The 24,650-nt window shown below is 72.5% G+C and carries 23 protein-coding genes; 6 read left to right on the forward strand and 17 right to left on the reverse strand.

Annotated features, from left to right (window positions below; translation table 11 throughout):
• Positions 1–16 precede the first annotated feature (16 nt).
• The 11 genes from TNCT6_RS08265 to TNCT6_RS08315 form a co-directional block, all read right to left on the reverse strand.
• Positions 17–3,070 carry a helix-turn-helix transcriptional regulator gene (locus TNCT6_RS08265; RefSeq protein ID WP_172632830.1) on the reverse strand — a complete coding sequence of 1,018 codons (3,054 nt, stop codon included), beginning with the start codon at positions 3,068–3,070 and terminating at the stop codon, positions 17–19.
• A 125-nt stretch (positions 3,071–3,195) separates the two neighbouring features.
• Positions 3,196–3,384, reverse strand: coding sequence for a hypothetical protein (locus tag TNCT6_RS08270; protein WP_141358100.1), 189 nt, complete (start codon positions 3,382–3,384; stop codon positions 3,196–3,198).
• Between the two features lie 267 nt (positions 3,385–3,651).
• Positions 3,652–4,218 carry a GNAT family N-acetyltransferase gene (locus tag TNCT6_RS08275; RefSeq protein WP_141358102.1) on the reverse strand — a complete coding sequence of 189 codons (567 nt, stop codon included), beginning with the start codon at positions 4,216–4,218 and terminating at the stop codon, positions 3,652–3,654.
• Positions 4,196–6,433: an MMPL family transporter gene (locus TNCT6_RS08280; protein ID WP_141358104.1), complete on the reverse strand. Its 2,238-nt coding sequence runs from the start codon at positions 6,431–6,433 to the stop codon at positions 4,196–4,198. The genes TNCT6_RS08275 and TNCT6_RS08280 overlap by 23 nt, the downstream gene beginning before the upstream one ends.
• A gap of 212 nt (positions 6,434–6,645) precedes the next feature.
• Positions 6,646–7,068: a hypothetical protein gene (locus tag TNCT6_RS08285; protein ID WP_141358106.1), complete on the reverse strand. Its 423-nt coding sequence runs from the start codon at positions 7,066–7,068 to the stop codon at positions 6,646–6,648.
• Between the two features lie 125 nt (positions 7,069–7,193).
• Positions 7,194–8,705, reverse strand: coding sequence for an Asp-tRNA(Asn)/Glu-tRNA(Gln) amidotransferase subunit GatB (gatB, locus tag TNCT6_RS08290; RefSeq protein ID WP_141358108.1), 1,512 nt, complete (start codon positions 8,703–8,705; stop codon positions 7,194–7,196).
• Between the two features lie 16 nt (positions 8,706–8,721).
• Positions 8,722–8,964: a hypothetical protein gene (locus tag TNCT6_RS08295; protein WP_141358110.1), complete on the reverse strand. Its 243-nt coding sequence runs from the start codon at positions 8,962–8,964 to the stop codon at positions 8,722–8,724.
• A complete protein-coding gene (gene gatA, locus TNCT6_RS08300; protein WP_172632831.1) occupies positions 8,961–10,463 on the reverse strand; it encodes an Asp-tRNA(Asn)/Glu-tRNA(Gln) amidotransferase subunit GatA in 1,503 nt (500 codons plus the stop codon). Before gatA ends, TNCT6_RS08295 begins: the two co-directional genes overlap by 4 nt.
• Before the next feature lie 5 nt (positions 10,464–10,468).
• Complete coding sequence (gatC, locus tag TNCT6_RS08305; RefSeq protein WP_100572135.1) at positions 10,469–10,765, reverse strand: Asp-tRNA(Asn)/Glu-tRNA(Gln) amidotransferase subunit GatC; 297 nt, start codon at positions 10,763–10,765, stop codon at positions 10,469–10,471.
• Between the two features lie 105 nt (positions 10,766–10,870).
• A complete protein-coding gene (locus TNCT6_RS08310; RefSeq protein WP_141358112.1) occupies positions 10,871–11,362 on the reverse strand; it encodes a cupin domain-containing protein in 492 nt (163 codons plus the stop codon).
• A 33-nt stretch (positions 11,363–11,395) separates the two neighbouring features.
• Positions 11,396–11,767: a DUF4267 domain-containing protein gene (locus TNCT6_RS08315; RefSeq protein ID WP_141358114.1), complete on the reverse strand. Its 372-nt coding sequence runs from the start codon at positions 11,765–11,767 to the stop codon at positions 11,396–11,398.
• 90 nt (positions 11,768–11,857) lie between these two features.
• On the opposite strand from TNCT6_RS08315, the gene TNCT6_RS08320 reads away from it, so the two are divergent.
• Positions 11,858–12,445, forward strand: a complete 588-nt coding sequence (locus TNCT6_RS08320; RefSeq protein ID WP_141358116.1) for a TetR/AcrR family transcriptional regulator — start codon at positions 11,858–11,860, stop codon at positions 12,443–12,445.
• A gap of 48 nt (positions 12,446–12,493) precedes the next feature.
• Here the strand turns inward: TNCT6_RS08320 and TNCT6_RS08325 are convergent, their stop codons facing one another.
• From TNCT6_RS08325 to TNCT6_RS08345, 5 genes are all read right to left on the reverse strand, one after another.
• On the reverse strand, positions 12,494–14,743 hold the full coding sequence (locus TNCT6_RS08325; RefSeq protein ID WP_141358118.1) for a bifunctional diguanylate cyclase/phosphodiesterase: 2,250 nt from the start codon (positions 14,741–14,743) through the stop codon (positions 12,494–12,496).
• Positions 14,744–15,003: 260 nt separating this feature from the next.
• A complete protein-coding gene (ligA, locus tag TNCT6_RS08330) occupies positions 15,004–17,199 on the reverse strand; it encodes an NAD-dependent DNA ligase LigA (protein WP_141358120.1) in 2,196 nt (731 codons plus the stop codon).
• Positions 17,200–17,214: 15 nt separating this feature from the next.
• Complete coding sequence (locus tag TNCT6_RS08335; RefSeq protein ID WP_141358122.1) at positions 17,215–18,222, reverse strand: methionine synthase; 1,008 nt, start codon at positions 18,220–18,222, stop codon at positions 17,215–17,217.
• 79 nt (positions 18,223–18,301) lie between these two features.
• Positions 18,302–19,000 (reverse strand): SDR family oxidoreductase, encoded by a 699-nt coding sequence (locus TNCT6_RS08340; protein ID WP_141358124.1) that lies wholly within the window; start codon positions 18,998–19,000, stop codon positions 18,302–18,304.
• A 15-nt stretch (positions 19,001–19,015) separates the two neighbouring features.
• Complete coding sequence (locus tag TNCT6_RS08345; protein WP_141358125.1) at positions 19,016–19,555, reverse strand: TIGR00730 family Rossman fold protein; 540 nt, start codon at positions 19,553–19,555, stop codon at positions 19,016–19,018.
• A gap of 74 nt (positions 19,556–19,629) precedes the next feature.
• Between TNCT6_RS08345 and TNCT6_RS08350 the strand changes: the two genes are divergently transcribed.
• The 4 genes from TNCT6_RS08350 (at position 19,630) to TNCT6_RS08365 (ending at position 22,648) form a co-directional block, all read left to right on the forward strand.
• Positions 19,630–19,953 carry a DUF427 domain-containing protein gene (locus tag TNCT6_RS08350; protein WP_141358127.1) on the forward strand — a complete coding sequence of 108 codons (324 nt, stop codon included), beginning with the start codon at positions 19,630–19,632 and terminating at the stop codon, positions 19,951–19,953.
• A 47-nt stretch (positions 19,954–20,000) separates the two neighbouring features.
• Entirely contained in the window at positions 20,001–20,780 is a 780-nt protein-coding gene (locus TNCT6_RS08355) for an alpha/beta fold hydrolase (protein ID WP_141366232.1), read from the forward strand.
• A gap of 308 nt (positions 20,781–21,088) precedes the next feature.
• The gene (locus TNCT6_RS08360) at positions 21,089–22,027 is read left to right on the forward strand and encodes a ketopantoate reductase family protein (protein ID WP_141358129.1); all 939 of its coding nucleotides are present in this window, start codon (positions 21,089–21,091) and stop codon (positions 22,025–22,027) included.
• Positions 22,028–22,114: 87 nt separating this feature from the next.
• Complete coding sequence (locus TNCT6_RS08365) at positions 22,115–22,648, forward strand: SRPBCC family protein (RefSeq protein ID WP_141358131.1); 534 nt, start codon at positions 22,115–22,117, stop codon at positions 22,646–22,648.
• A 32-nt stretch (positions 22,649–22,680) separates the two neighbouring features.
• On the opposite strand, the gene mnmA is transcribed toward TNCT6_RS08365, so the two are convergent.
• On the reverse strand, positions 22,681–23,817 hold the full coding sequence (mnmA, locus tag TNCT6_RS08370; protein ID WP_141358133.1) for a tRNA 2-thiouridine(34) synthase MnmA: 1,137 nt from the start codon (positions 23,815–23,817) through the stop codon (positions 22,681–22,683).
• A 59-nt stretch (positions 23,818–23,876) separates the two neighbouring features.
• Between mnmA and TNCT6_RS08375 the strand changes: the two genes are divergently transcribed.
• A complete protein-coding gene (locus TNCT6_RS08375; RefSeq protein WP_141358134.1) occupies positions 23,877–24,590 on the forward strand; it encodes an N-acetylmuramoyl-L-alanine amidase in 714 nt (237 codons plus the stop codon).
• Positions 24,591–24,650: the final 60 nt, after the last annotated feature.

A 24,650-nucleotide genomic window follows, 5' to 3' on the forward strand; every position in this document is an offset into this window, starting at 1 on the left:
GGTCGGCGTCTTCCGGTCATCCCGCGACCAGCCGGTCTTCGGCCCCCGGTGGGAACAGGCCCAGCCGGTGTGCCAGGGCGGCCGCCTCTCCGCGACCCGAAACACCCATTTTGGCCAGGATGTTCGAGACATGGACGCTGGCCGTCTTCGGCGAGATGAAGAGTTCCTCGGCTATCTGGCGGTTGGTGCGGCCGGCCGAGACCAGCCGCAGGACATCGCGTTCCCGGCTGGTCAGGCCCAGGGACTCGACCGGATCGGCGGAAGCGGAGGGCTGCTGCGGGGCGCCGGTCAGGGCGAGGCGGGCGCGGCGGGCCAGCAGGGCGACGGATTCGGCGAGCGGGCGGGCGCACAGGTGCTCGGCGACGGCGTGCGCCAGGCGCAGCAGCTCGGTGGCCCGGTCCCGCGGGCCCTCGTCGGTGCCGAGCAGGGCCTCGGCGAGGCGGAAGCGGACGCGGGCGAGGTCGTAGGGGCGTTCCAGCGTCTCGAAGGCTGCGACGATCTCGGCCCACTCCTCCGGGCAGCCGCGGCCCTCGGCACGCAGCAGTTCGGCGCGCACCCAGCGTTCGTACGCCTGCCAGACGGGCACGTTGGTGGCCAGCGTCTTGGCGGCGCCGCGGATGCGCCGCAAGGTCTCGGCGCGTCCGGGGCCGGCGGCGGGCAGCCCTGCCGCGCGGGTCTCCTCCCTGGCGGCGGTGAGCAGCAGCGGCCAGCCGTAGCGCTGGGTGCCTGGTGGAAAGCCGTCGTCCAGGACGCGTTCGAGTTCGGCGCGGGCGTCCAGCAGGCGACCCTCGCCCGCGGCGACCCCGAGCGCGATGCGGGCGAGCGGCAGGGAGTACTGGGGTGCGTAGTCGTGGGGGCCGAAGTGCTCACGGGCATTGGCCAGTTGCTCGGACGCCTCGGCGAGGTCGCCGCGTTCGAGGGCGAGTTCGGCGCGGATCCGGGCGTGGAAACCGCGCGGCTTGGCGCTCTGCTCGGCGCGCCGGAACTGGGACGCCGCCTCGGCGGCCTCCTCCCAGCGCCCCAGGGTGAACAGCGATTCGGCGAGGTTGCCCCACACCCACGCCTCGCTGTTCAGCAGGCCGAAGCGCCGGGTGAAGGCGATCCCTTCCTCCATCAGCGGCACGGCCTCGCGGGAGCGGCCGACGGACTCCAGTTCGGAGGGCAGGTTGACGTAGGAGCGACCGGCGACGGCGGCGATGCCGTCGCCGACGGTGCGCTTGTTGACCTCGTACATCTCGGCGAGGCCCGCCTCGACGTCGCCGGCCTGGACCATGAGGCTGCCGAGGGTGAGCCGCGCGGTCATCTCGATCTCGCAGGCGCCGACCATGCGCGCGTACTCCACCGCCCGTTCGGCGGCGGAGAAGGCGTCGGGACCCGGCACGTGCACCATGGACCAGTTGGCGACGTTGGCCAGCACCTCGGCGTGCACCTCGGACGGCGGCAGCCCGCGCACCAGCTCCTGCGCGGTGCCCAGTTCCCGCCAGCCGTCGCCGTGGGCCTTCGCCTGGACCAGCCAGGAGCGCTGGACCCAGAACCAGGCGGCCCGCAGAGGGTCGTTCTCGTCCTCCAGAAGACGCAGCGCCCGCTTGATGATCTTCATGGAGCGGTCCCGCTCCCCGCAGAAGCGGCCGGCCACGGCGGCCTCGGCCAGCAGGTCGAGGTAGGTCAGCGGGGTGGTCGCCGGGTCGCAGCCGCACGGGGAGTACGTCTCGGTGTAGTCGACGGGGCGCAGCCGGGAGCGTACGTCCTGGGGCGCGGCGTCCCACAGTTCCATCGCCCGTTCCAGCAGCCTCAGTTGCTCGCTGTAGGCGTGCCGGGCGCGGGCCGCGACGGAGCCGTCGAGGACGGCGGGCAGGGCCTTGGCCGGGTCGTGGGCGTGGTACCAGTAGCTGGCCAGCCGCATGACGCGCTGGTCGGCGGGGACGAGGGTCGGGTCGGCCTCCAGAGCCTCGGCGTAGCGGCGGTTGAGGCGGGAGCGCTCGCCGGGCAGCAGGTCGTCGCTGACGGCCTCACGCACCAGGGAGTGCCGGAAGCGGTAGCCGTCGCCGGTGGGGGCGGCGACGAGGATGTTGGCGTTCACGGCGCCCCGCAGCGCCTCGATGAGGTCGTCCTCGGTGAGCCGGGCCACGGCCGCGAGCAGCCGGTGCTCGACGGTGGACCCGCCCTCGGCGACGATCCTGGCGATCCGCTGGGCGGGCTCGGGCAACTTCTCGACCCGGACGAGCAGCAGGTCGCGCAGGGAGTCGCTGAGGCTGGTGCGGCAGCCCTCGTGGGCGGCGACGGCGAGTTCCTCGACGAAGAAGGCGTTGCCGTCGGAGCGTTCGAAGATCTCGTCGACCTGGACCGGGTCCGGTTCGGTGGCGAGGATGCCGGCGATCTGACGGCCCGCCTCCTGCCGGGTGAAGCGGGCGAGTTCGAGACGGCGGACCGTGCGCAGCCGGTCGAGTTCGGCGAGCAGGGGCCGTAGCGGGTGGCGGCGGTGGATGTCGTCGGACCGGTAGGTGGCCAGAACGACGAGGCGGCCGGTGCGCAGGGTGCGCAGGAGGTAGGCGAGCAGGTGCCGGGTGGAGGCGTCGGCCCAGTGCAGGTCCTCCAGGGCGACGACGACGGTGTGGTCGGCGGCGACGCGCTCCAGCAGACGGGCGGTGAGTTCGAAGAGACGGGCCATGCCCTCCTCGTCGTGCCGGCCGGTGCCTCGCGAGGGGGCCGGCTCGCCGAGTTCGGGCAGCAGCCGGGCGAGTTCCTCCTCCTGCCCGGCGGCCGCCGCGGCGAGTTCGCCGGGCAGTTCGCGGCGCAGGGCGCGCAGGGCTGCGGAGAAGGGGGCGAACGGCAGTCCGTCGGCGCCGATCTCCACGCAGCCGCCGAGCGCCACGACGGCGCCGGCGCGAACCGCGGCGCCGGTGAACTCCTCGATCAGGCGGGTCTTGCCGACGCCCGCCTCACCGCCGAGCAGCAGGGCCTGCGGCTCTCCCCGGGCCGCGCGGGCGAGCGCGTCGTGCAGAGTGCTCAACTCGTCGGCGCGGCCGACGAACACCGGACTGACGGACCTGGTCTCCACATGCCCGAGCATCGCACGAGGGTCCGGCAGGGCGGCACCTGTTTTCCCCACGGCAGACGGACGGACCTGCGGGAGGCCCCGGCCCACCTCCGTGGAACCGGGGCCGTCCCTGCCGCCGGGATCGCGCCGGCCCGTGTTCACGCCGCGCGGGCGAACCGCCGCCGGTGGTGGGGGCCGTGGGTATGGGGCTCCGCCTCGGCGGTTCGCCCGTCGGCCGAGCGACGGGCGGCACGGCGGGCGCGCAGGACCTCGCGGACCAGGCGGTTCTGCTCGGCGCGGCGGCCGAGTTCGGCGGAGCGCAGCTGGTGCAGTTCGTAGTGGAACATGTTCTCTCCCCGGTGAGCGGTGGTTTCGGCGTCGCTTTCCGCGATGCCTCCACTGTCGTCTCCCAGGGGGTACGGCCACATCGGGAGAGTTCCGCATCTTCCCCGCGCGGGGTGCCTTAGGCGCGTGTGCGGGGACCGCGGGGCGGCCGTAAGGCACCGGTGGACGCGAGTAAGGCGGGTCCAGGGCACGCCCGGAACCTCGCCTGGCACGGGGACGGCGGCACGGGGACGGCGGCACGGGGACGATGGCGAACCCGCCCGGCCGTCTCAACGACCGTCGCGCGCGCGTGCCTCACGCCACGCGGGGGCGAGCACCGCCCACACCTCCATGTCCTGGCGCACGCCCCGGTAGGGGAACCTCTCGCGCAGGACGCCCTCGCGGGTCATCCCCAGCCGTCGCGCCACGTTGATGCTCGCCTCGTTGGCGGAGGAGGCGCGCCACTCCACACGGTGCATGCCCCGCTCGTCGAACGCCCAGTCGATGAGCTCCCGCGCGCCGCGTGTGACGAGTCCGCGCCCGGTGCCGGCCGGCTCCAGCCAGCAGCCGATCTCACAGGTGCCGGTGGCCGTGTCGAAGACGCGGAACAGCAGTCCGCCGACCAGCTCGCCCTCCAGCCACAGCCCGTGCAGGAAGCCGCTGTCGGCGGCGCGCTTGTCGGCGTACGACTGGAGGACGGCTCGCGCGGAGTCCACGTCCGTGGCGTTCGCGCCGAACGGGATGTACCGCGTGACGAACTCCCGTCCCCGCTCCAGGTGCGCGAGGAACTCCTCGGCGTGCCACGGCTCCAGGGGCCGCAGTTCGGCTCCCTCGTCACCCAGAGGTATCGCGTACATCCCGCTGCGTCTCCTTCGTCAGAGCGTCCACGACGTCCGTGAGCCTCTCATGCGCCGCGCGGCACTCGGGCGGCTCGATGCTGATCCGGGGCAGCACGCGGTCGAGCCGGCGCGGCAGCCACCAGTTGGCGCGGCCGAGCATGTGCATCAGGGCGGGCACGAGCAGCGTGCGCAGCACGAAGGCGTCGAGGGCGACGGCGGAGGCGAGCGCGATGCCGAACATGGCGATCACGCGGTCGCCGCTGAGGACGAAGGCGAGGAAGACCGAGATCATGATGACCGCGGCGGAGTTGATCACCCGGCTGGTCTCGGCGAGTCCGACGCGGACCGCCCGCCGGTTGTCACCGGTCTCCAGCCACTCCTCGTACATCCGGCTGACCAGGAAGACCTGGTAGTCCATGGAGAGCCCGAAGAGCACCGAGACCATGATCACGGGCAGGAAGGGCTCGATCGGTCCCTCCCGGCCGAGGCCGAGGAACTCGCTGCCCCAGCCCCACTGGAAGATCGTGACGACGACACCGAACGCGGCGGCGACGGCGGCGATGTTCATCGCGGCGGCCTTCAGGGGTATGCCGAGGGACCGGAAGGCGAGCAGCAGCAGTACGCAGCCGAGGCCGACCACCACGCCGACGAACAGCGGCAGTCTGCCGATGATCACGCCGGCGAAGTCGTCGTATCCGGCGGTGACTCCGCCGACGTGCAGGTCGAGCGTGGTGCCGGTCTCGGCGCGCGGCAGCACGTCGGTGCGCAGCCGGTGGACGAGGTCGCTGGTGCGCTGGGACTGCGGCGCGGAGTCGGGGACCACGTTGAGGTAGGCCATGGTGCCGCCGGAGTTGTAGGTCACCGGGGTCACCGCGACGACGCCCTCGGTGGCGCGCAGGGTGGTGTCGAGGTTGTCCAGGGCGAGCCTGCCCTCGGCCCCCTCCACGCGGGTCACCAGGGTGAGCGGCCCGTTGACGCCCGGCCCGAAGCCCTCGGCGACGAGGTCGTACGCCTTCCGGGTGGTCGCCGTCCTGGGGTCGTTGCCCTGGTCGGACGTGCCGAGGCGGAGGGAGAGCGTGGGCAGGGCCAGCACGGTGACGACGGCGAGGGCGACGAGGCCGAGCGCCTTGGGGTGGCGTTCGACGAAGGCCGACCAGCGGGCGGCGAACCCGGTGGGCACCTCGGGCTCGGGCCCGTGTTCGGCCAGGCGGCGCCGTTCACGGCGGCTCAGGGCGCGCGGGCCGATGAAGGACAGCAGCGCGGGCAGCAGGGTCACCGAGGCGGCGACGGTGAGGACGACGGTCAGCGAGGCGGCGACCGCCACGCCGTTGAGGAAGCCCAGCCGCAGGATGAGCATGCCGAGCAGGGCGATGCAGACCGTGGCACCCGCGAAGACGACGGCGCGTCCGGTGGTGGCGACGGCGTTCGTGACCGCCTCGGTGGAGCTGAGTCCGCGTTTCAGTCCGCGCCGGTGCCGGGTGACGATGAACAGGGCGTAGTCGATGCCGACGCCGAGTCCGATCAGCATGCCCAGCATGGGCGCGAAGTCGGCGACCGTCATGGCGTGGCCGAGGAGTCCGACGGCGGCGTGCGCGGTGCCCACGCTCAGCAGCGCGGTGGCGATGGGCAGCACGGCGGCGGCGAGCGAGCCGAAGGCGATGAGCAGCACCCCGGCGGCGACGAGCACGCCGACGACCTCGGCGGTGTGGTCGCCGGATGCCGCGGTGAGGCTGATCGCGCTGCCGCCGAGTTCCACCTGGAGCCCGCCGGTCCCGGCCGCCTTGGCCGCTTCGACCACGGCCTCGGCCTGGGGCTTGGTGATGTCCTGGGAGGGGCGGGTGAAGGTGACCGTGGCGTACGCGGTGTGCCCGTCGGGGCTGATCTGGTCGGAGCCCTGGGCGTCCTGGTCCTTGTAGGGGCTGGTCACGGACGCCACTTGGGGCAGGGCGGCGATCTTGTCCAGGGCGCGGGTCATGGTCTGCTCGACGTCCGGGGCGCGCACCGTGCCGGACGTGGTGTGCCAGACGACGGTGTCACTGTCTCCGCCGAGTCCCGGGAAGCCCTCCTTGAGCAACTGGGTGGCGCGTGCCGAGTCGGTGCCGGGGACCTCGTAGTCGTTGGAGTAGGCGGAGCCGGTGACCGAGGCGGCCGCGGTGACCCCACCGAAGGCAAGGAGCCAGAGCAGTACGACGACGAGGCGGTGCCGGACACACCAGCGCGCTAGGGCTGCCACGAACGTGCTCCCAGGAAGGATTTGTGGATCTTTGACCGGGAAAAGACGTCCATGATCGGAACAGCCCGCAAAGAACGCATGAGCAATCTGAAGACACTCTTGCAGGCGAATCTGATCGTTTAGCCGGTTCGTGTGCTGATTCACAGCAGTGCGACCCAATTCACAGGACAATCAGATGAAGCCCGTCGCCCCTCCGGGCGTCCACCGCGCGGTCAGTCGAGCTGGTCGCCGAGCGCCATCACCATCACCCCGGCGATCAGCAGCCACAGTGCCCGCCGGGTGCGTCCCCGGGAGCCGATGAAGGTCGCCACGGCACAGACGGCGGCGCCGGCGGCGTAGGCGGCCGGGACGAGCGCGGAGGCCGAGCGGGACAGCCGCAGCAGTGCGGCGGCGAGTCCGGCGAGCGTCAGCAGGGCTCCGGCCCCGGCCGCCGTCCACCGGGCGCGGCGTGCGACCTCCGCGGGGTCCTCCGCCTCGTCCTCGGCGCCGTCCTCGTCCTCGGCGCCGTCGTCCTTCACGGCGCCGTCCTCACCCACGTCGACGTCGCTCTCGGCGTGGTCCTCCGTCCCGGCCGCCTCGACGTCGTCGGCCCCGGATATCGCGGGGTGCGTTTCGGAATCGGCGCGTCCACTCATGGCGCGCGAGCGTAGCGCCTCCGTCCGACGGCACCGACGGGGGGTCGGGCCGTTCTCCCCCCCGTACCGGCATGCCTCGGGGGGCGCACCGGATCCGGTGCACCCCCCGAGACGGTTCCGCGGGCTCAGCCCTCGACGCCGAGCTTCTCCAGGATCAGCTCCTTGACGCGGGCCGCGTCGGCCTGGCCGCGGGTCGCCTTCATGACCGCGCCGACCAGGGCGCCGGCCGCGGCCACCTTGCCGCCGCGGATCTTGTCCGCGACGGCCGGGTTCCCGGCGATGGCCTCGTCGACGGCGGCGGTCAGCGCGCCCTCGTCGGAGACGACCTTCAGGCCTCGCTTGTCGACGACCTCGTCCGGGGTGCCCTCGCCGGCGAGGACGCCCTCGATGACCTGGCGGGCCAGCTTGTCGTTCAGATCGCCCTTGGCGACCAGCTCGGTGACCCGGGCGACCTGCGCCGGCGTGATCGCCAGCTCGTCCAGCGCCTTGCCGGACTCGTTGGCGGCACGCGCCAGCTCGCCCATCCACCACTTGCGGGCGGAGGCGGCGTCGGCACCGGCGTCGATGGTGGCGACGATGAGGTCCAGGGCACCGGCGTTGAGGATGGCCTGCATCTCGGTGGCCGAGACACCCCACTCCTCGCGGAGCCGGCTGCGGCGCACCAGCGGCAGCTCGGGCAGCGCGGCCCGGATCTCCTCGACCCACTCGCGCGAGGGCGCCACCGGGACCAGGTCCGGCTCGGGGAAGTACCGGTAGTCCTCGGCCTCCTCCTTGACGCGGCCGGAGGTCGTGGACCCCGTGTCCTCGTGGAAGTGACGGGTCTCCTGGATCACCGTGCCGCCGCCGTTCAGCACGGCGGCGTGGCGCTGGATCTCGAAACGGGCCGCGCGCTCCACGGACCGCAGCGAGTTGACGTTCTTCGTCTCGGAGCGGGTGCCGAACTTGTCGGCGTCCTTGGGCATCAGCGACAGGTTGACGTCGCAGCGCATCTGGCCCATCTCCATACGGGCCTCGGACACGCCCAGCGCCCGGATGAGCTCGCGCAGCTCACGGACGTAGGCCTTGGCCACCTCAGGAGCCCGCTCGCCGGCACCGGTGATCGGCTTGGTGACGATCTCGATCAGCGGGATGCCGGCGCGGTTGTAGTCCAGCAGGGAGTGGGACGCGCCGTGGATGCGGCCGGTGGCGCCGCCGACGTGCGTCGACTTGCCGGTGTCCTCCTCCATGTGGGCGCGCTCGATCTCCACGCGGAAGGTCTCGCCGTCCTCCAGCTGCACGTCGAGGTAGCCGTTGAAGGCGATCGGCTCGTCGTACTGGGAGGTCTGGAAGTTCTTCGGCATGTCCGGATAGAAGTAGTTCTTCCGGGCGAAGCGGCACCACTCGGCGATCTCGCAGTGCAGCGCGAGGCCGATCTTGATGGCGGACTCCACGCCGGTCGCGTTGACGACCGGGAGCGCGCCGGGCAGGCCGAGGCAGGTCGGGCAGGTCTGGGTGTTCGGCTCGGCACCGAGCGCGGTCGAGCAGCCGCAGAACATCTTGGTGGCGGTGCCGAGTTCGACATGGACCTCGAGGCCCATGACGGGGTCGTACGACGCCAGCGCGTCCTCGTACGACACCAGGTCGGTCGTGGTGGTCACGGTGAAAACTTCCCTCTCAGCCCAGCAGGACGTCGTCGTCGCCCAGCCGCTTGAGCTCGCGGCAGAGGATGGCGAGGCCGGTGACGATCGCTACGGCGGACACGGTGGCGTCGATCAGGCGCAGCGTGTCGTGCTCGGCGCGGGCCTTCCTGATCTGCTTGGCGACACCCACCGCGCCGAACGCGGTGGTGGCCATGGACAGGTACGTACCGGACTTGGACTTCTTGAAGCCCTTGGCCTTGGCGAGTGCCTTACTCACAGCGACGGAGCCTCCTCGAGCAGCGGGTGCCCCCACTTTTCCACGAAGGCGGCCTCGACCGCGGCACCCACCTTGTACAGGCGGTCGTCCTTCATCACCGGGGCGATGATCTGCAGGCCCACCGGGAGGTTGTCCTCCGGGGCGAGACCGCAGGGCAGCGACATGGCCGCGTTGCCCGCCAGGTTGGTCGGGATGGTGCACAGGTCGGCGAGGTACATCGCCATCGGGTCGTCGGCGCGCTCGCCGATCGCGAAGGCAGTGGTCGGGGTCGTCGGGGAGACGATCACGTCGACCTGCTCGAACGCCTTGTCGAAGTCCCGCTTGATCAGGGTGCGGACCTTCTGGGCGCTGCCGTAGTACGCGTCGTAGTAGCCGGAGCTGAGCGCGTACGTGCCGAGCATGATCCGGCGCTTGACCTCGGCGCCGAAGCCCTCCTCACGGGTGAGGGAGGTGACGTCCTCGGCGGAGCGCGTGCCGTCGTCGCCGGTGCGCAGGCCGTAGCGCAGGCCGTCGAAGCGGGCCAGGTTGGACGAGCACTCGGACGGCGCGATCAGGTAGTACGCCGACAGGGCCAGGTCGAAGGACGGGCAGTCCAGCTCGACGATCTCGGCGCCCAGCTCCTTGAGCAGCTCGACGGACTCGTCGAACCGCTGGATGACGCCGGCCTGGTAGCCCTCGCCGCGGAACTGCTTGACGACGCCGACGCGCATACCCGCGACGCTGCCGTTGCGGGCGGCCTCGACGACCGGCGGGACCGGCTCGTCGATGGAGGTGGAGTCGAGCGGGTCGTGCCCGGCGATCACCTCGTGCAGCAGGGCCGCGTCCAGGACCGTACGGGCGCAGGGGCCGCCCTGGTCGAGGGAGGAGGAGAACGCGACCATGCCGTAGCGGGAGACCGCGCCGTACGTCGGCTTGACGCCGACCGTGCCGGTGACGGCGGCCGGCTGGCGGATGGAGCCGCCGGTGTCGGTGCCGATGGCGAGCGGGGCCTGGTAGGAGGCGAGCGCGGCGCTCGACCCGCCGCCGGAGCCGCCGGGGATCCTGGTGAGGTCCCAGGGGTTGCCGGTGGGCCCGTAGGCGCTGTTCTCGGTGGAGGACCCCATGGCGAACTCGTCCATGTTGGTCTTGCCGAGGATCACCACGTCGGCGTCCTTCAGGCGCTTGGTGAGCGTCGCGTCGTACGGCGGGATCCAGCCTTCGAGGATCTTCGAACCGACGGTCGTGGGGATGCCCTCGGTGGTGAAGATGTCCTTGAGCGCGAGCGGCACGCCGGCCAGCGGGCCGAGCTTCTCGCCGCGCGCGCGCTTCTCGTCGACGGCGTGGGCCTGGGCGAGCGCGCCCTCGCGGTCGACGTGCAGGAAGGCGTGCACCTTCTCGTCGACGGCCTCGATCCGGGCCAGGTGGGCCTCGGTGACCTCGACGGCCGTCAGCTCGCCGGAGGCGATCTTCTCGGCGGTCTCGGCGGCGGTGAGCCTGATGATGCTGTTCATGTCCGTCACGGCTGTCACTCCTCACCCAGGATCTGCGGCACCTTGAAACGCTGCTGCTCCTGGGCCGGGGCGCCGGAGAGCGCCTGCTCGGAGGTGAGCGACGGACGGACCTCGTCCGCGCGCATGACGTTGGTCAGCGGCAGCGGGTGGGAGGTCGGCGGTACGTCTTGGTCGGCGACCTCGCTGACGCGGGCCACCGCGCCGATGATGTCGTCGAGCTGTCCCGCGAGGTGGTCGAGTTCCTCGGGCTTCAGCTCCAGACGCGCCAGCCGGGCGAGGTGGGCGACCTCCTCGCGCGTGATGCCAGGCATGCAGCGATCCTCTGGGGTGAGTGTGTGTGCTTTGGCTCAATCCTATGGGGCGGGGCGGGGTGGCCGTGAAACGGTTTGCCGGACCCCGCCCCACGGGTCCGGCGTTCAGCGGCGCGCGTCCCAGGCCCGGCTGCTCAGGAAGTGGTTGTCGTACAGGTCCTGCACCTCCAGCAGGCTCTCCGGGGTGACCTCGCCCAGGCGGATGCGCTGGAGGTGGCGGAAGTACGCGAAGCGCTCGACGCCCGGCGTGATGACGATGAGGAGGTCGGCCCCGCGGCCGGGGGCGGCGGCGAACGCGTGCGGCCGGCCTGGTGGGACGACGACCAGGTCACCGCGCTCGGCCGTGACCACGTCGTCGCCGGAGAGCAGCTCCGCGGACCCGTCCAGGACGAAGAACATCTCGGCGGAGTTGTCGTGCCGGTGCGGCCGGGCGCCGTCGGCGCCCTCGGCCAGGGTGACGCGCACGGTGGACAGCGCGCCGCCGGTCGCGCTGCTGTCGGCCAGCAGCTTCACGCCGACGGGGTCCCCGCCGACCACCTCGGCCCGAGCGTCACGGACCAGCACGGTTTCGTCGAACTTCGGCATGAACAGCGACATGATGCGACTCCCCCGGTCGGATGGCGGATGCGCTCAGAGCGCGAAGAGCAGTGCGGCACTGAGCAGTACAACGAGTGCGGTGGCGAAGTGGATCCCGAAGGCGACGGCCCTCGTGCCGCCGTTGCGCAGCACTATCAGGGTGTCACCGAGCGGTACGAGCGCCACGGCGACCATGAACCACGCCTCGGCACGGGCTCCGGCGAAGGCCAGCAGGACGAGGCCCAGCAGCCCGAAGGTGCCGTCCCGCAGGCCCTTGACCGACAGATAGGCGCGGGAGTCGCCGCGCGGGTCGGCCGGGACCCCGTAGCCGGCCGCAGAGGGGCCGGGCCGGAACAGGAAGCGGTAACCGAGGAATACACAGAACAGATCGAGCAGGACGGCCAGGGTGTACGCGGCGACGGTCATCTCTCTCCCCCTCTTTGCTAGCAACGCTAGAGTTTAGAGTGAAGCTAACAGAACGTCGGCAGAAGTTCTAGCACTGCTAGACTCGGAATCATGTCGATCCAGACTCGCCGGGAGCGCGAACGAGCGGAGCGCCGGCGGCTGATCGTGACGGCCGCACGGGAACTGGCGGAGGCCGAGGGCTGGGACGCGGTGACCACCCGCCGGCTGGCCGCCGAGATCGAGTACAGCCAGCCGGTCCTCTACAGCCACTTCACGAGCAAGGGCGCGATCATGGCGGCGGTCGCCGTCCAGGGTTTCGCGGAGCTGGGCGCCGAGATGCGCACGGCCCGCGAGGCGGCCGGGAGCACGCGCGAGGCGCTGGCCGCGGTGGGCGAGGCGTACACCGCCTTCGCACAGCGGCGCCCCGCGCTCTACGACGCGATGTTCACGCACACGGTGGACCTGCCGTTCGCCACACCCGAGGCCCCGGCGGCCCTGTGGGAGGCGTTCGGCGAACTGCTGCGGGCCGTGGAGCCCATCGCGGCGAAGGACGACGACCCGGGCCTGCTGACGGAGACGTACTGGGCCGGGCTCCACGGCCTGGTGACCCTGATGCGCAGCGGCCGGCTGCCGCCGCAGGCCCACGAGCGCCGGCTCGCGCTGCTGATCGGTCACTTCGTGCCGCACGGCACGGACTGAACAGGGCGGGCCCGGCCCGCGCTCAGGACCGGCGGACGGGCGGAACGGTCACTCGTCGGCGGCCGCCGCGGGCAGCGCGGCGGCGGGGCGCTGCCAGCCGCGTGATCCGCGCGCCCGCAGCCACGCCGTCGTCTCCTCCGGCGGCATCGCGGCCGCGACGAGCCAGCCCTGTACGGCGTCGCAGCCGAGGTCCCGCAGCCGTTCCCAGGTCTCGTCGTCCTCGACGCCCTCCGCGACGACCAGCAGCCCGAGGGAGTGCGCGAGGTCGACGGTGCAGCGCACGATCTCGGCGTCCTCCGTGTCGACCGCCAGTCGGGCCACGAACGAGCGGTCGATCTTCAGCTCGCTCACCGGCAGCCGGCGCAGGTGCACCAGCGAGGAGTAGCCGGTGCCGAAGTCGTCCAGGGACATCTTCACGCCGTGCCCGGTCAGCGCGTGCAGGGTGTCGGCGGCCCGCTGCGGGTCCTCCAGCAGGACGTGCTCGGTGATCTCCAATTGGAGCGCTCCCGCCGGCACGCCGTGCCGGGCCAGCCGGGCGGCCACCGAACCGGCGAACCCGGGGATGTGCACATCACGCGGGGAGACGTTGACCGCGACCGGGACGTACAGGCCCTGGGCCCGCCACCGGGCGACCTGCGCGAGCGCGGTCTCCAGCACGTACTCCGTCAGATGGGGCATCAGACCCGAGGACTCGGCGATCGCTATGAACTCGTCCGGCGGCACCTTGCCGCGCTCGGGGTGCACCCAGCGGACCAGCGCCTCCAGGCCCGCGACCTGTCCGTCGAAGCGGACCTTCGGCTGGTAGTGCAGCTGGACCTCGTGGGCGTCGAGGGCCCGGCGCAGATCGCCCAGCAGCCCCAGCCGGTCGGGGGTGTTGGAGTCCCGCTTGGACTCGTAGACCTCCACGCCCGTGCGGTCCCGCTTGGCCTGGTACATCGCCACGTCCGCCCGGCGCAGCATGCCTTCGGCGTCCAGGGCGTGGTCGGGGAAGACGGCTACTCCGGCGCTGGCCTCCAGGACCAGGGTGAGCCCGTCGAGGTCGAGCGGGGAGCTGAGGACGGTGACCAGGGCGCGCGCGATACGGGTCGCGGACGTCGTGGAGTCGGCGACCGGCAGCAGCACGGCGAACTCGTCGCCGCCGAGCCGCGCCGCCTCCGCCCCGCGCGGCAGCGCCTGCCGCAGCCGGTCGGCGATCTGCAACAGCAGCCGGTCACCGGCGAGGTGACCGAGTGTGTCGTTGACCGAACGGAACCGGTCCAGGTCGATCAGCATCAGCGCGGACCGGGCGCCGATGCGTTCGGCGTCGTCCAGGGCGGTCCAGATGCGCTCCAGGAGCCACTGCCGGTTGGGCAGTCCGGTCAGCGGATCGCGCAGCTGCTCCTCGGCCCGGGCACGGGCTATCCACAGGGAGGAGTCGAGGGCGATCAGCGGGACGGCGAACAGCGGCAGCAGCACGGGTTTGGCCACGGCGACGACGCAGACCAGCGGGGAGATGCCGAGCAGGGCGACGGCGACCAGTCCCTGTCTGATCACGGCGGTGCGGGCGACGGTGGACACTCCGCCGTTGCGGGAGTTGTGCACGAACCACAGCAGGGCGCGGGTGACCAGGAGGTAGGCGCCGGCGGCCAGCACCACCTGAGGCAGGGTGGAGGCGGTCCAACCGCCCGGGCTCCAGGGGCTCTCCACGGTCGGTACGCGGCCGAAGGCGCCCAGCATCAGGCCGCCGGCCCCGATGCCGAGGATGTCCACCGCCCCGTGCAGCACGCCCTGCCGCCAGTGGTGGCGCCGGGCTGTGCCGACCAGGACGACGACGGTGAGGCTGACCATCCCGGCGGGCACCCAGCCGTAGAGCAGCAGCACGGCGACGGTGAGGGTGGCGCCGGAGCCGGTGCCGCCCCACCAGCGGGCCCGGCCGAGCATGACCAGGTGACCGACGATGACGCCGGTGAGCAGGGCCAGGGACCAGCCGACCGCGCCGGACGGGAAGAGCGCGTGGTGGTCGGTGAACGCCTGGTACACGCCGGCGCTCAGCGCGGCCCCGGCCGCCGCGACGATCGCCACGGGCAACGCGGAGCGGGCCCGGTGCCGTTCGGGTTCCTCGCCGGGCAGCCCGGAGAAACGTTCGACGGTCGTATGTGCGGAGGCGCGGGCGCGGGCGACGGTGTACTGTCCGGCGGCAATGCGTCCGGCGCGCTCCATGGCGCCCGGACGCTCCGGCGTCCGCGCCCGTCTCCCCCACCATGCGCCGGCCATCCGGCGCAGCCGTGAGTGCGGGGCGGCGCTCTCGGTCGGTTCCATTCCCGTCCCTCTCACAGCCGGCGGTGCCCACGCCACGCGGCCCGATGCCCCACGACCCCTGGACGGCACCGCGCTGGAAAACCCTTCCACGCACTCCTGACGAGCACGGGGATGCCCCGACCGCGGTTGGGCACGGCGGGCGCACAGCTCAACAGTAGGCCGCAGAAGGCTTCCACGGGCAGCGGTCGTCGACGGTTGCCCGAATGCGCCCCGGCCACCCGTATGCATCTGGTATGCGCCGAACGGGTGGAGTTCAACCCCTACTCGCCGGTCGGAAGCGCGACTTCGGCCGCCGCGTCCGGCCCGCGCTCCAGAAGGACGACGAAACCGTCCTCGTTCAGCACGGGCACCTTCAGTTGCATCGCCTTGTCGTACTTCGAACCGGGGTTGTCACCCACGACCACGAAGGAGGTCTTCTTCGACACCGAGCCGGTCACCTTCGCCCCCCGGCTCTGCAGCGCCTCCTTGGCGCCGTCGCGGGTGAACTGTTCGAGGGTTCCGGTCACCACGACCGTCAATCCCTCGAGCGGGCGCGGGCCTTCGTCCTCGCCGGAGCTCTCCTCCTCCCTGCGGACGCCGGCCTCCCGCCATTTGCGCAGGATCTCCTGGTGCCACTCCTCGGCGAACCACTCCTTGAGCGAGGCGGCGATGATCGGGCCCACACCCTCCGTGTTCGCCAACTCCTCCTCACCGGCCTGCTCGATGCGGTCGATGGAGCGGAACTCCCGGGCCAGCGCCTGGGCCGCGACCGGTCCGACGTGACGGATCGACAGGCCGGTGAGCACGCGCGCGAGCGGGCGCTCCTTGGCGGCCCGGATGTTCTCCAGCATCGCGAGCGCGTTCTTCTTCGGCTCGCCCTGCTGGTTGGCGAAGACCGTGACGACCTTCTCCTCGCCGGTCTTCGGGTCACGCTTGGGCAGACCGCTGTCCTGGTCGAGGACGTAGGCCTTGATGGGGAGCAGCTGCTCCACCGTCAGGTCGAACAGGTCGCCCTCGTCCTTCAGCGGCGGCTCTGCGGGCTCCAGCGGCTTGGTGAGGGCGGCCGCGGCGACATAGCCGAAGTGCTCGATGTCCAGCGCCTTGCGGCCCGCGAGGTAGAACAGGCGCTCGCGCAACTGGGCCGGGCACGCCCGCGCGTTGGGGCAGCGCAGATCGACGTCGCCCTCCTTCATCGGCCTGAGCGGCGTACCGCACTCGGGGCACTCGGAGGGCATCACGAACTCGCGCTCGGTGCCGTCGCGCAGATCGACGACCGGCCCGAGGATCTCCGGGATGACGTCACCGGCCTTGCGCAGCACGACCGTGTCGCCGATGAGCACGCCCTTGGCCTTGACCACGTCCTGGTTGTGCAGGGTGGCGAACTCGACCTCGGAACCGGCCACCGTGACCGGCTCGACCTGCGCGTACGGCGTGACCCGGCCGGTCCGGCCCACGCCCACCCGGATGTTGACGAGCTTGGTGTTGACCTCCTCCGGCGCGTACTTGTACGCGATCGCCCAGCGCGGGGCGCGGGAGGTGGAGCCCAGGCGGCCCTGGAGCGGGATCTCGTCGAGCTTGACGACGACGCCGTCGATCTCGTGCTCCACGGAGTGGCGGTTCTCGCCGTAGTGGGCGATGAACGCGCGGACGCCGTCGAGGTCGTCGACGACCCTGTTGTGCCGGGAGGTGGGCAGGCCCCAGGACCTCAGCAGCTCGTAGGCCTCGGAGAGGCGGGTGAGGCCCTCGTACCCCTCCAGGGCGCCGATGCCGTGGACCACCATGTGCAGCGGCAGCGTCGCGGTGACCTTGGGATCCTTCTGGCGCAGCGAACCGGAGGCGGAGTTGCGAGGGTTGGCGTACGGCTTCTCGCCGGCCGCGACCCGGCGGGCGTTGAGGTCCTGGAAGGCCTCCATGGGGAAGTAGACCTCCCCGCGGATCTCCACCAGGCTCGGGACGCGGTCGCCGTCCAGCCGGTGCGGGATCTCGGCGATCGTCATGACGTTGGGCGTGATGTCCTCGCCGACGCGGCCGTCGCCGCGGGTGGCCGCGCGGGTGAGCCTGCCGTCCTCGTAGGTCAGGTTGACCGCGAGGCCGTCGACCTTGAGCTCGCACAGAAAGTGGTGACCGGTGGTGCCGACGTCCTTGGCGACGCGGTCCGCCCAGGCGGCGAGCCCCTCGTCGTCGAAGACGTTGTCGAGGGAGAGCATCCGCTGGCGGTGCTCGACCTCGGCGAGGCCGGTCTCGTACGCCACGGCGACCTTCTGGGTCGGCGAGTCGGGCGTGCGCAGCTCCGCGTACTCCTCCTCCAGCGCCTCCAGCGAGCGCAGGAGCTCGTCGAACTCGGCGTCGCTGATGATGGGAGCGTCCTTGACGTAGTACCGGAAGCGGTGCTCCTCGACCTGCTCCGCGAGCCGCGCGTGCTTCTCCCGTGCCTCGACGGGCACCGCTGTTTCCGCTTGCTGCTTGTCGCCGGCCACCGTGTTGTCCTCCCGTTACTCTGGGTTGTCCGCGAGCGATCTCGCCGCCCGGACGCAGTGGGCGAGCGCCTGGCGCGCGTACGCGGGAGAAGCGCCCGCGAGTCCGCACGCCGGGGTGACCGTGACCGCCTCGGCGAGAAGCTCCGGCCGCAGCCCCAGCCTGCGCCACATCGTCCTGACACCCATGACGCTACCGGCAGGGTCTGACAACGGGCCGTCCGTGCCGGGGACGACACCGGCGAAGAGGCGGGTGCCCGCCTCGACCGCTTCTCCGATCACCTCGTCGTCACGCTCGGTGAGGAGCGAGATGTCGAGGGAGACCGCCGCGGCGCCCGCGCGGCGCAGCAGTGCGAGCGGGACGTCCGGAGCGCACGAGTGGACCACGACAGGCCCCTGGTCGTGCGCCCCGAGGACGTCCCGGAGCGTGGCCTCCACGATCTGCCGGTCGACGGCGCGGTGGGTCCGGTAGCCGCTGGCGCTCCGCACCTGCCCGCGCAGGACGGCGGTCAGGGACGGCTCGTCGAGTTGGAGGACGAGCCCGGCGCCGGGAACGCGCCGGCGCACCTCCGCGAGATGGAGCCGCAACCCCTCGGCGAGCGAGGCGGCCAGGTCCCGGCACGCGCCGGGATCGGACAGGACCGCCTCGCCGTTCTTGAGCTCCAGGGCGGCGGCGAGGGTCCACGGCCCCACCGCCTGCACCTTCAGCGCGCCCTCGTACCCCTGGGTGAACTCCTCCAGGGCGTCGAGGTCCTCCCCGAGCCAGGACCGGGCCCGCCTGGTGTCCCGGCCCGGGCGGTCCCCGAGCCGCCAGCCGCTGGGCTCCACGCGCGCGTACAGCTCGACGAGCATCCCCGCGGTACGCCCGATCATGTCCGCGCCGGGCCCGCGTGCGGGCAGCTCGGGCAGGAAGGGGAAGTCCTCGAAGGTGCCCGTGACGGTCTTGGCGGCCTCCCGGGCGTCCCCACCGGGCATGGACCCGACGCCGGTGGCGGCACCGAACCTGAACTGGCTGTTCTCGCTCACCCGGGAAGACTACGCAACCCCGCGGGGGCAGCGCCGCCTCAGGGGGCGGCAGCCTTCGGGGACCGCCCCCGGCCGTCCGTCACAGGCCCGGGCGGACCGTCAGGTCGTTGACCTCCGCGTCCCGCGGCAGGTCGAGCGCCATGACGATGGTCGTGGCGACGGAGTCGGGGGCGATCCACTTCCCCGGGTCGTACTCCTTGCCCTCCTGCTGGTGCACCTTGGCCTGCATACGGCTGGCGGTGCGGCCCGGGTAGACCGAGGTGACCCGGACGCCGTTGGCGTGCTCCTCGTGGCGCAGCGAGTCCGCCAGCGCCTTCAGGCCGTGCTTGGAGGCGGCGTACGCGGACCAGTCGGCGTGGGCGCTCAGGCCCGCGCCCGAGTTCACGAACACCACGTGGCCGCGCGAGGCGCGCAGTTGGGGCAGGAAGTGGCGGGTCAGTTCGGCGGGGGAGATCAGGTTGACGTCGAGCTGGTGGCGCCAGGTCTTCGGGGTGAGCTCGCCGACCGGGCCGAGGTCGACCACGCCCGCGACATGGAGCAGGGAGTCCACCTGGTCGGGCAGCGCCTGGTGCGAGAACGCCCAGCTCAACCGGTCGGGGTCGGCCAGGTCGCCGACGAGCGTCCGGGCGCCGGGGAACGCGGCGGCCAGTTCCTTGGCCCGGCCGGCGTCGCGCGCGTGCAGCACGAGCTCGTCCCCGCGCGCGTGCAGGCGGCGGGCGACGGCCGCGCCGATGCCGGAGCCGGCCCCGGTGATCACATGAGTAGCCATGCCCGCCATGCTCGCATCACCGGCTCAGCTGCCGCCGAGCGCCTCGTCCAGATACGCCATCGCGCCCGCGGGCTCCTCGGCGAAGAACACCAGCTCGGCGAGCGGCCGGGGCAGGAACCCGTCCTCCTCCATGCGGCGGAACTGCTGCTTGAGACCGTCGTAGAAGCCGTCGGTGTTCAGCAGCACCACCGGCTTGCCGGTCCGGCCGTGCTTCTTCAGCTCCAGGATCTCGGTGGCCTCGTCGAGCGTCCCGGTGCCGCCCACCATGATCACGACCGCGTCGGCCTTCTCCAGGAGCAGTTTCTTGCGCTCGGCGAGGTCCCGGGCGATCACCATCTCGTCCGCGCCGGGCCGCGCCTTCGCCGACAGGAAGTCGACCGACACTCCGACGAGCCGGCCGCCCGCCTCCTGCACACCGTCCGCGACCACCTTCATCAGCCCGGTGTCGGAACCGCCCCAGACCAGGCTGTGCCCGCCCTTGCCGATCAGCCGGGCGAAGTCCCGCGCGGGGCGGGTGTAGCGGTCGTCGAGGTCGGCGGCGGAGAGGAAGACGCAGATGTTCATGCGCCCACGGTACGCGGCGGGGCAACCGGTCCCGTGGGCGGGAAGAAGCGGGGCCCGGCGGGTGCTGTACGGGTATGAGCCAAGGACACACGATCACGATCGACAAGAACGATGAGCACGTGCGTGTGGCGCGCGGCGGCCAGGTCCTCGCGGAGAGCGACCGCGCCCTGGTACTGCGCGAGACGGGGTGCCCCCCGCGCTACTACCTGCCGCCCGAGGACGTGCGCCTCGACCTGCTGACGGCGTCCGACACGCACACGTACTGCCCCTTCAAGGGCACGGCGTCCTACTGGTCCCTGCCCGACGCGGCGGACCTGGTGTGGGCCTACCCCGACCCGAAGCCGGACGTCGCCGAGATCAAGGACCACCTGTGCTTCTACGAAGTGGAAGTGTTGTGACCCGATGAGGCCGCCGCGGCGTGGCAGTCTTCACTGGCATGACCGGCATGGACAAGAAGACCGTCTCGCGTGACGGCACACCCCTCGCCTACCGCGGTACCGGACAGGGCCCGGTGGTCGTCCTCGTCAGCGGTGCGATGTCGACGGGTGCCACGCTGGCGCCACTGGCGGCGGCGTTGCCGGACCGCTTCGACGCCGTCGTCTACGACCGCCGGGGCCGCGGCGCGAGCGGGGACACGGCGCCCTACGCGGTGGAGCGCGAGGTCGAGGACCTGGCCGCGCTGATCGACGCGGTGGGCGGCGAGGCGGCGCTGTACGGCGTCTCCTCCGGCGGCGCGCTGGCCCTCAGGGCGACGGCAAGCGGACTGCCGATCCGTCAGGTCGCCGTCTACGAGCCGCCGTTCGCCGTGCACGAGGGCGGCGATCGGGAGCGCGCCGAGTACACCGGCAAGCTGTCCGCGGCGCTCGCCGAGGGCCGGCGCGGGGACGCGGTGGAGCTGTTCCTCCTCCTGACCGGGCTGGCCCCGCAGATGATCGCCAGCGCCCGCCAGTCCCCCATGTGGGCGGGCATGGAGGCGATCGCGCCCACACTCGCCCACGACGACGCGGTGATGGGGAACGGGCTGGTCCCCCGCGACCTGCTGGCCTCGGTGACCGTGCCGGTCCTGTCCGTGGCGGGCAGCGCGAGCCCGGCCTGGCTGCGTGAGGCGGCCAGGGCGGTCGCCCAGGCCGCGCCCCGGGGCACGTACCGGGCCCTGGAGGGCCAGACCCACGCGGTGGAACCGGAGGCACTGGCACCGGTGCTGGCGGATTTCTTCGCGCCCTGAACAGCACACTTCCCGAACCGAACAGGCCGTTGCCACAGGTCCTCACGCCCGCCGGCCTCCCGAGCCGTCACGGCCGCGCGGTGTTCTCGTACCGGACAGCCGGGCGCCGGCCAGGACGGCCGTGTCCCCGGTCGCGGCCGGCCTCCGTGTCCGCGCGGCCCGGCCGGTTCACGGTCCCGGCGCGGTCCCCGCCGGCGGCGCTGCGGGCCGGGGCCGGAAATGCGCCGAGCCCCGTCCTTGTTGGCGACCACCGAGACGGCGACCCGCCCGACGGGTGCCGCCCCGCGACCGGAAGGGACATCCCCGCCATGCCCAGCACCACTCCCGACATCACCGAAGCCGCTTCCGCTCCGGATGCCCCCCACCCCTGGACCGTGGCCGTGCTCGGCCCCGGCGGTGTCGGCGGGCTGCTCGCCGCGCTGCTGTCCCGGGCGGGTCACCGGGTGATCTGCCTGGCCGGGGACGCGACGGCACGGTCCCTGAGCGAGGGCGGGGTACGGGTGCACAGCGGCCAGTTCGGGGACTTCACCGCCAGGGTCGAGGCGGACACCGAGCTGCGGGAACCGGTCGACCTGTGCGTGGTGACCGTCAAGCACACCAGCCTGGACGCCGCGCTGGACCGGGTCCCGCCGGCCATGCTCGGCACGGACGGCCTCGTCCTGCCGCTCCTCAACGGCGTCGAGCACCCCGGGACCCTGCGCCGCCGCTACGGCGACGACCGGGTGGCCGCGGGCGTCATCCGCGTCGAGTCGACCCGCGTCGCGCCCGGTGTCGTCGAGCACGGAAGCCCGTTCACCGAGATCGATCTGGCCGGGACGACCGCGCGCCCGCTCGGTGACCTGACCGCCGTGCTGGAGTCCGCCGGGGTGCGGACCCGCCTGGCCGAGTCCGAGACCGCCGTCCTCTGGGCGAAGCTGGCCTTCCTCGCCCCCTTCGCCCTCCTCACCACCCGCTACGACGCCCCCATCGGCATGGTCCGCACCGGCCACCGCGAAGAACTGGTCGCCCTCGTCGACGAGATCACCGCCGTCGGCCGCGCGGCCGGGGCGCCGCTCGACGCGGACCGGACGCTGGCGATGTACGACGCGTTTCCGGCCAGGATGAAGTCCTCGATGCAGCGTGACGCCGAGGCGGGCCGCGCCCTGGAACTCGACGCGATCGGCGGTGCCGTGCTGCGCGCCGCCAAGCGGCACGGCGTTCCGGCGCCGACGGCTGCCCGGCTGGTGTCCGAACTGACACCCGTGTGACCAACCCAACGTATTTCAAGAAGAGTTGGCGACCCTAGACTCCCTGCGCGGGAGCGGCGAACGACCGCGCCCGCACGGGGAGCAGCCATGCGCTACGCCGACCAGCCCAGCACACACCGCGAGGTGCACATCGCTGCGGAACCCTCGCGGGTCTGGGAAGTCGTCACCGACGTCGAGGCCATGGCCGGGTGGAGCCCGGAGCTGGTGCGCGTGGAGTGGCAGGGCGGTGCCGACGGACCGGCGCCCGGCGCCTGTTACTTCGGGCACAACCGGAATCCGCTCGTGGGCGAGTGGCGGACCCTCGCCCACATCACGGAGGCCGCCCCGGAGCGCTCCCTCACCTGGTGCGTGCTGGACCCGGACGGACGGTACGGCAAGGCCTCCGAGGACCCGGCGGACCGGATGGCCACCTGGTCCTTCGCGCTCTCCCCGGCGCCGGAGGGGGGCACCGTGCTGCGCCAGTCGGTCACGGTCGGGCCCGGCCGCTCCGGCCTGAGCGCGTACATCGACCGCGCCCCCGACCAGGAGGAGGCGATCATCGCCTACCGCCTCGACGAACTCGGCAAGGGCATGGACGCCACCCTGACCGGCATCAAGGAGACGGCGGAACACCGGTCGTAGTGCTGTGACCGGCGCCGCCGGCGGACCGTGCGTCAGACCGCCGTGGTCGGCTCCTTCGCCCGGACCGTCGCGGCGATGGTCGCCGAGCCCACCACGCGCGTCCCGTCGTACAGCACGACCGCCTGGCCGGGGGCCACGCCGCGGACCGGCTCGGTGAAGGTGACCCGGAGTTCGTCGCCGACGAGTTCGGCGGTGACTTCGGTCTCGCCGCCGTGGGCGCGCAGTTGGGCGGTGTAGGCGCCGGGGCCGGACGGGGCCGTGCCGCACCAGCGGGGCTTGATCGCGGTGAGGCCGGTGACGTCCAGGGCGGAGGCCGGGCCGACCGTCACCGTGTTGGTCACCGGGGAGATGTCCAGGACGTAGCGCGGCTTGCCGTCGGATGCCGGGGTGCCGATGCGCAGGCCCTTGCGCTGGCCGATGGTGAAGCCGTACGCGCCCTCGTGGCTGCCGACGACCGCTCCCGACTCGTCGACGATGTCGCCCTCGGCCTTGCCCAGCCGGCGGGCCAGGAAGCCCTGGGTGTCGCCGTCGGCGATGAAGCAGATGTCGTGCGAGTCGGGCTTCTTGGCGACGGCCAGGCCCCGGCGCTCGGCCTCCGCGCGGATCTCGTCCTTGGTCGTGAGCGTGTCCCCGAGCGGGAACATGGCGTGTGCGAGCTGCTTGTCGTCGAGGACGCCGAGGACGTACGACTGGTCCTTGGCCATGTCGGAGGCGCGGTGCAGCTCGCGGGTGCCGTCCTCGTTCACGATCACCTTGGCGTAGTGGCCGGTGCAGACCGCGTCGAAGCCGAGGGCGAGCGCCTTGTCCAGCAACGCGGCGAACTTGATCTTCTCGTTGCAGCGCAGGCACGGGTTCGGGGTGCGGCCGGCCTCGTACTCGGCGACGAAGTCCTCCACGACGTCCTCGCGGAAGCGCTCGGCGAGGTCCCACACGTAGAAGGGGATGCCGATGACGTCCGCGGCGCGGCGGGCGTCGCGTGAGTCCTCGATGGTGCAGCAGCCCCGCGCGCCCGTACGGAAGGACTGCGGGTTCGCGGAGAGCGCGAGGTGGACGCCGGTGACGTCGTGGCCGGCTTCCGCGGCGCGTGCGGCGGCGACGGCGGAGTCGACCCCGCCCGACATGGCGGCGAGGACGCGGAGGGGACGGGAGCGCTGCGGGGTGTCAGTCATAGCCCTTCCAGGGTACGGGGCGCGGGAACCGGGGCCGCCTGACGTGCGTTGAAGATCGCATGGGGGCGAAGAAGACGAACGCGGCGGACGCCACGGACGCGCGGGGGCGGCGGCTGGGGCGACGGGCCCTGCTGATCGGCGGCGCCGCGGTCGTGGTGGGCGGGGCCGCGCTGGAGCGCAGTGGGCTGGCCCGGCTGTGGTGGCGGCTGCCCGGCGCGCAGAAGCCGCGGGTGGCGGGCGCGGTCGACTTCGCGGGCGCGCGGTGGGTGGCGGCCTCCCGGGCGAACTACCGGCCGGCGGACCGCCCGGACGACTACCGGATAGACCGGGTCGTCGTCCACGTCACGCAGGGCAGCTACGCGAGCGCCGTGAGGGTCTTCCAGGATCCGGGGCACGGGGCCGCCGCGCACTACATCGTCGGCGCGGACGGGAATGTCACGCAGATGATCCGCGAGCTGGACGTGGCCTTCCACGCGGGCAACCGGGCGTACAACGAGCGGAGCGTCGGCATCGAGCACGAGGGCTTCGTCGACGACGCCTCGTCCTTCACCGACGCGATGTACGCCGCCTCGGCGCGGCTGACGGCCGGGATCTGCGGCCGCTACGGCATATCCGTCGACCGGGAGCACATCATCGGCCACGTGGAGGTACCGGGCGCCGACCACACGGACCCGGGCCCCCACTGGGACTGGGACCGCTACATACGCCTGGTCCGCGCAGCCCGGACCTCCCGGGCCCGAACCACGGAGGCCCACCCCACCGCGCCGGCCTGAACCGCCGAAGGCCGTCCCGCCGCACGGACCTGAAGGGCTGGGGTTCGCGTCGCCGCCTTC

It is taken from the genome of Streptomyces sp. 6-11-2 (assembly GCF_006540305.1).
Lineage (GTDB): Bacteria > Actinomycetota > Actinomycetes > Streptomycetales > Streptomycetaceae > Streptomyces.

Bases quoted from the DNA above. Each gene is read 5' to 3' on its own strand.
- TNCT6_RS08350 (WP_141358127.1), top strand. From the start codon at position 19,630: ATGAGCCAAGGACACACGATCACGATCGACAAGAACGATGAGCACGTG.
- TNCT6_RS08325 (WP_141358118.1), bottom strand. From the start codon at position 14,743: ATGGAACCGACCGAGAGCGCCGCCCCGCACTCACGGCTGCGCCGGATG.
- TNCT6_RS08275 (WP_141358102.1), bottom strand. From the start codon at position 4,218: ATGTACGCGATACCTCTGGGTGACGAGGGAGCCGAACTGCGGCCCCTG.
- TNCT6_RS08355 (WP_141366232.1), top strand. From the start codon at position 20,001: ATGGACAAGAAGACCGTCTCGCGTGACGGCACACCCCTCGCCTACCGC.
- TNCT6_RS08285 (WP_141358106.1), bottom strand. From the start codon at position 7,068: ATGAGTGGACGCGCCGATTCCGAAACGCACCCCGCGATATCCGGGGCC.
- TNCT6_RS08315 (WP_141358114.1), bottom strand. From the start codon at position 11,767: ATGACCGTCGCCGCGTACACCCTGGCCGTCCTGCTCGATCTGTTCTGT.
- TNCT6_RS08345 (WP_141358125.1), bottom strand. From the start codon at position 19,555: ATGAACATCTGCGTCTTCCTCTCCGCCGCCGACCTCGACGACCGCTAC.
- TNCT6_RS08265 (WP_172632830.1), bottom strand. From the start codon at position 3,070: ATGCTCGGGCATGTGGAGACCAGGTCCGTCAGTCCGGTGTTCGTCGGC.
- TNCT6_RS08360 (WP_141358129.1), top strand. From the start codon at position 21,089: ATGCCCAGCACCACTCCCGACATCACCGAAGCCGCTTCCGCTCCGGAT.
- mnmA (WP_141358133.1), bottom strand. From the start codon at position 23,817: ATGACTGACACCCCGCAGCGCTCCCGTCCCCTCCGCGTCCTCGCCGCC.
- TNCT6_RS08270 (WP_141358100.1), bottom strand. From the start codon at position 3,384: ATGTTCCACTACGAACTGCACCAGCTGCGCTCCGCCGAACTCGGCCGC.
- TNCT6_RS08375 (WP_141358134.1), top strand. From the start codon at position 23,877: ATGGGGGCGAAGAAGACGAACGCGGCGGACGCCACGGACGCGCGGGGG.
- gatC (WP_100572135.1), bottom strand. From the start codon at position 10,765: ATGCCTGGCATCACGCGCGAGGAGGTCGCCCACCTCGCCCGGCTGGCG.
- TNCT6_RS08365 (WP_141358131.1), top strand. From the start codon at position 22,115: ATGCGCTACGCCGACCAGCCCAGCACACACCGCGAGGTGCACATCGCT.
- TNCT6_RS08310 (WP_141358112.1), bottom strand. From the start codon at position 11,362: ATGTCGCTGTTCATGCCGAAGTTCGACGAAACCGTGCTGGTCCGTGAC.
- TNCT6_RS08320 (WP_141358116.1), top strand. From the start codon at position 11,858: ATGTCGATCCAGACTCGCCGGGAGCGCGAACGAGCGGAGCGCCGGCGG.
- TNCT6_RS08340 (WP_141358124.1), bottom strand. From the start codon at position 19,000: ATGGCGGGCATGGCTACTCATGTGATCACCGGGGCCGGCTCCGGCATC.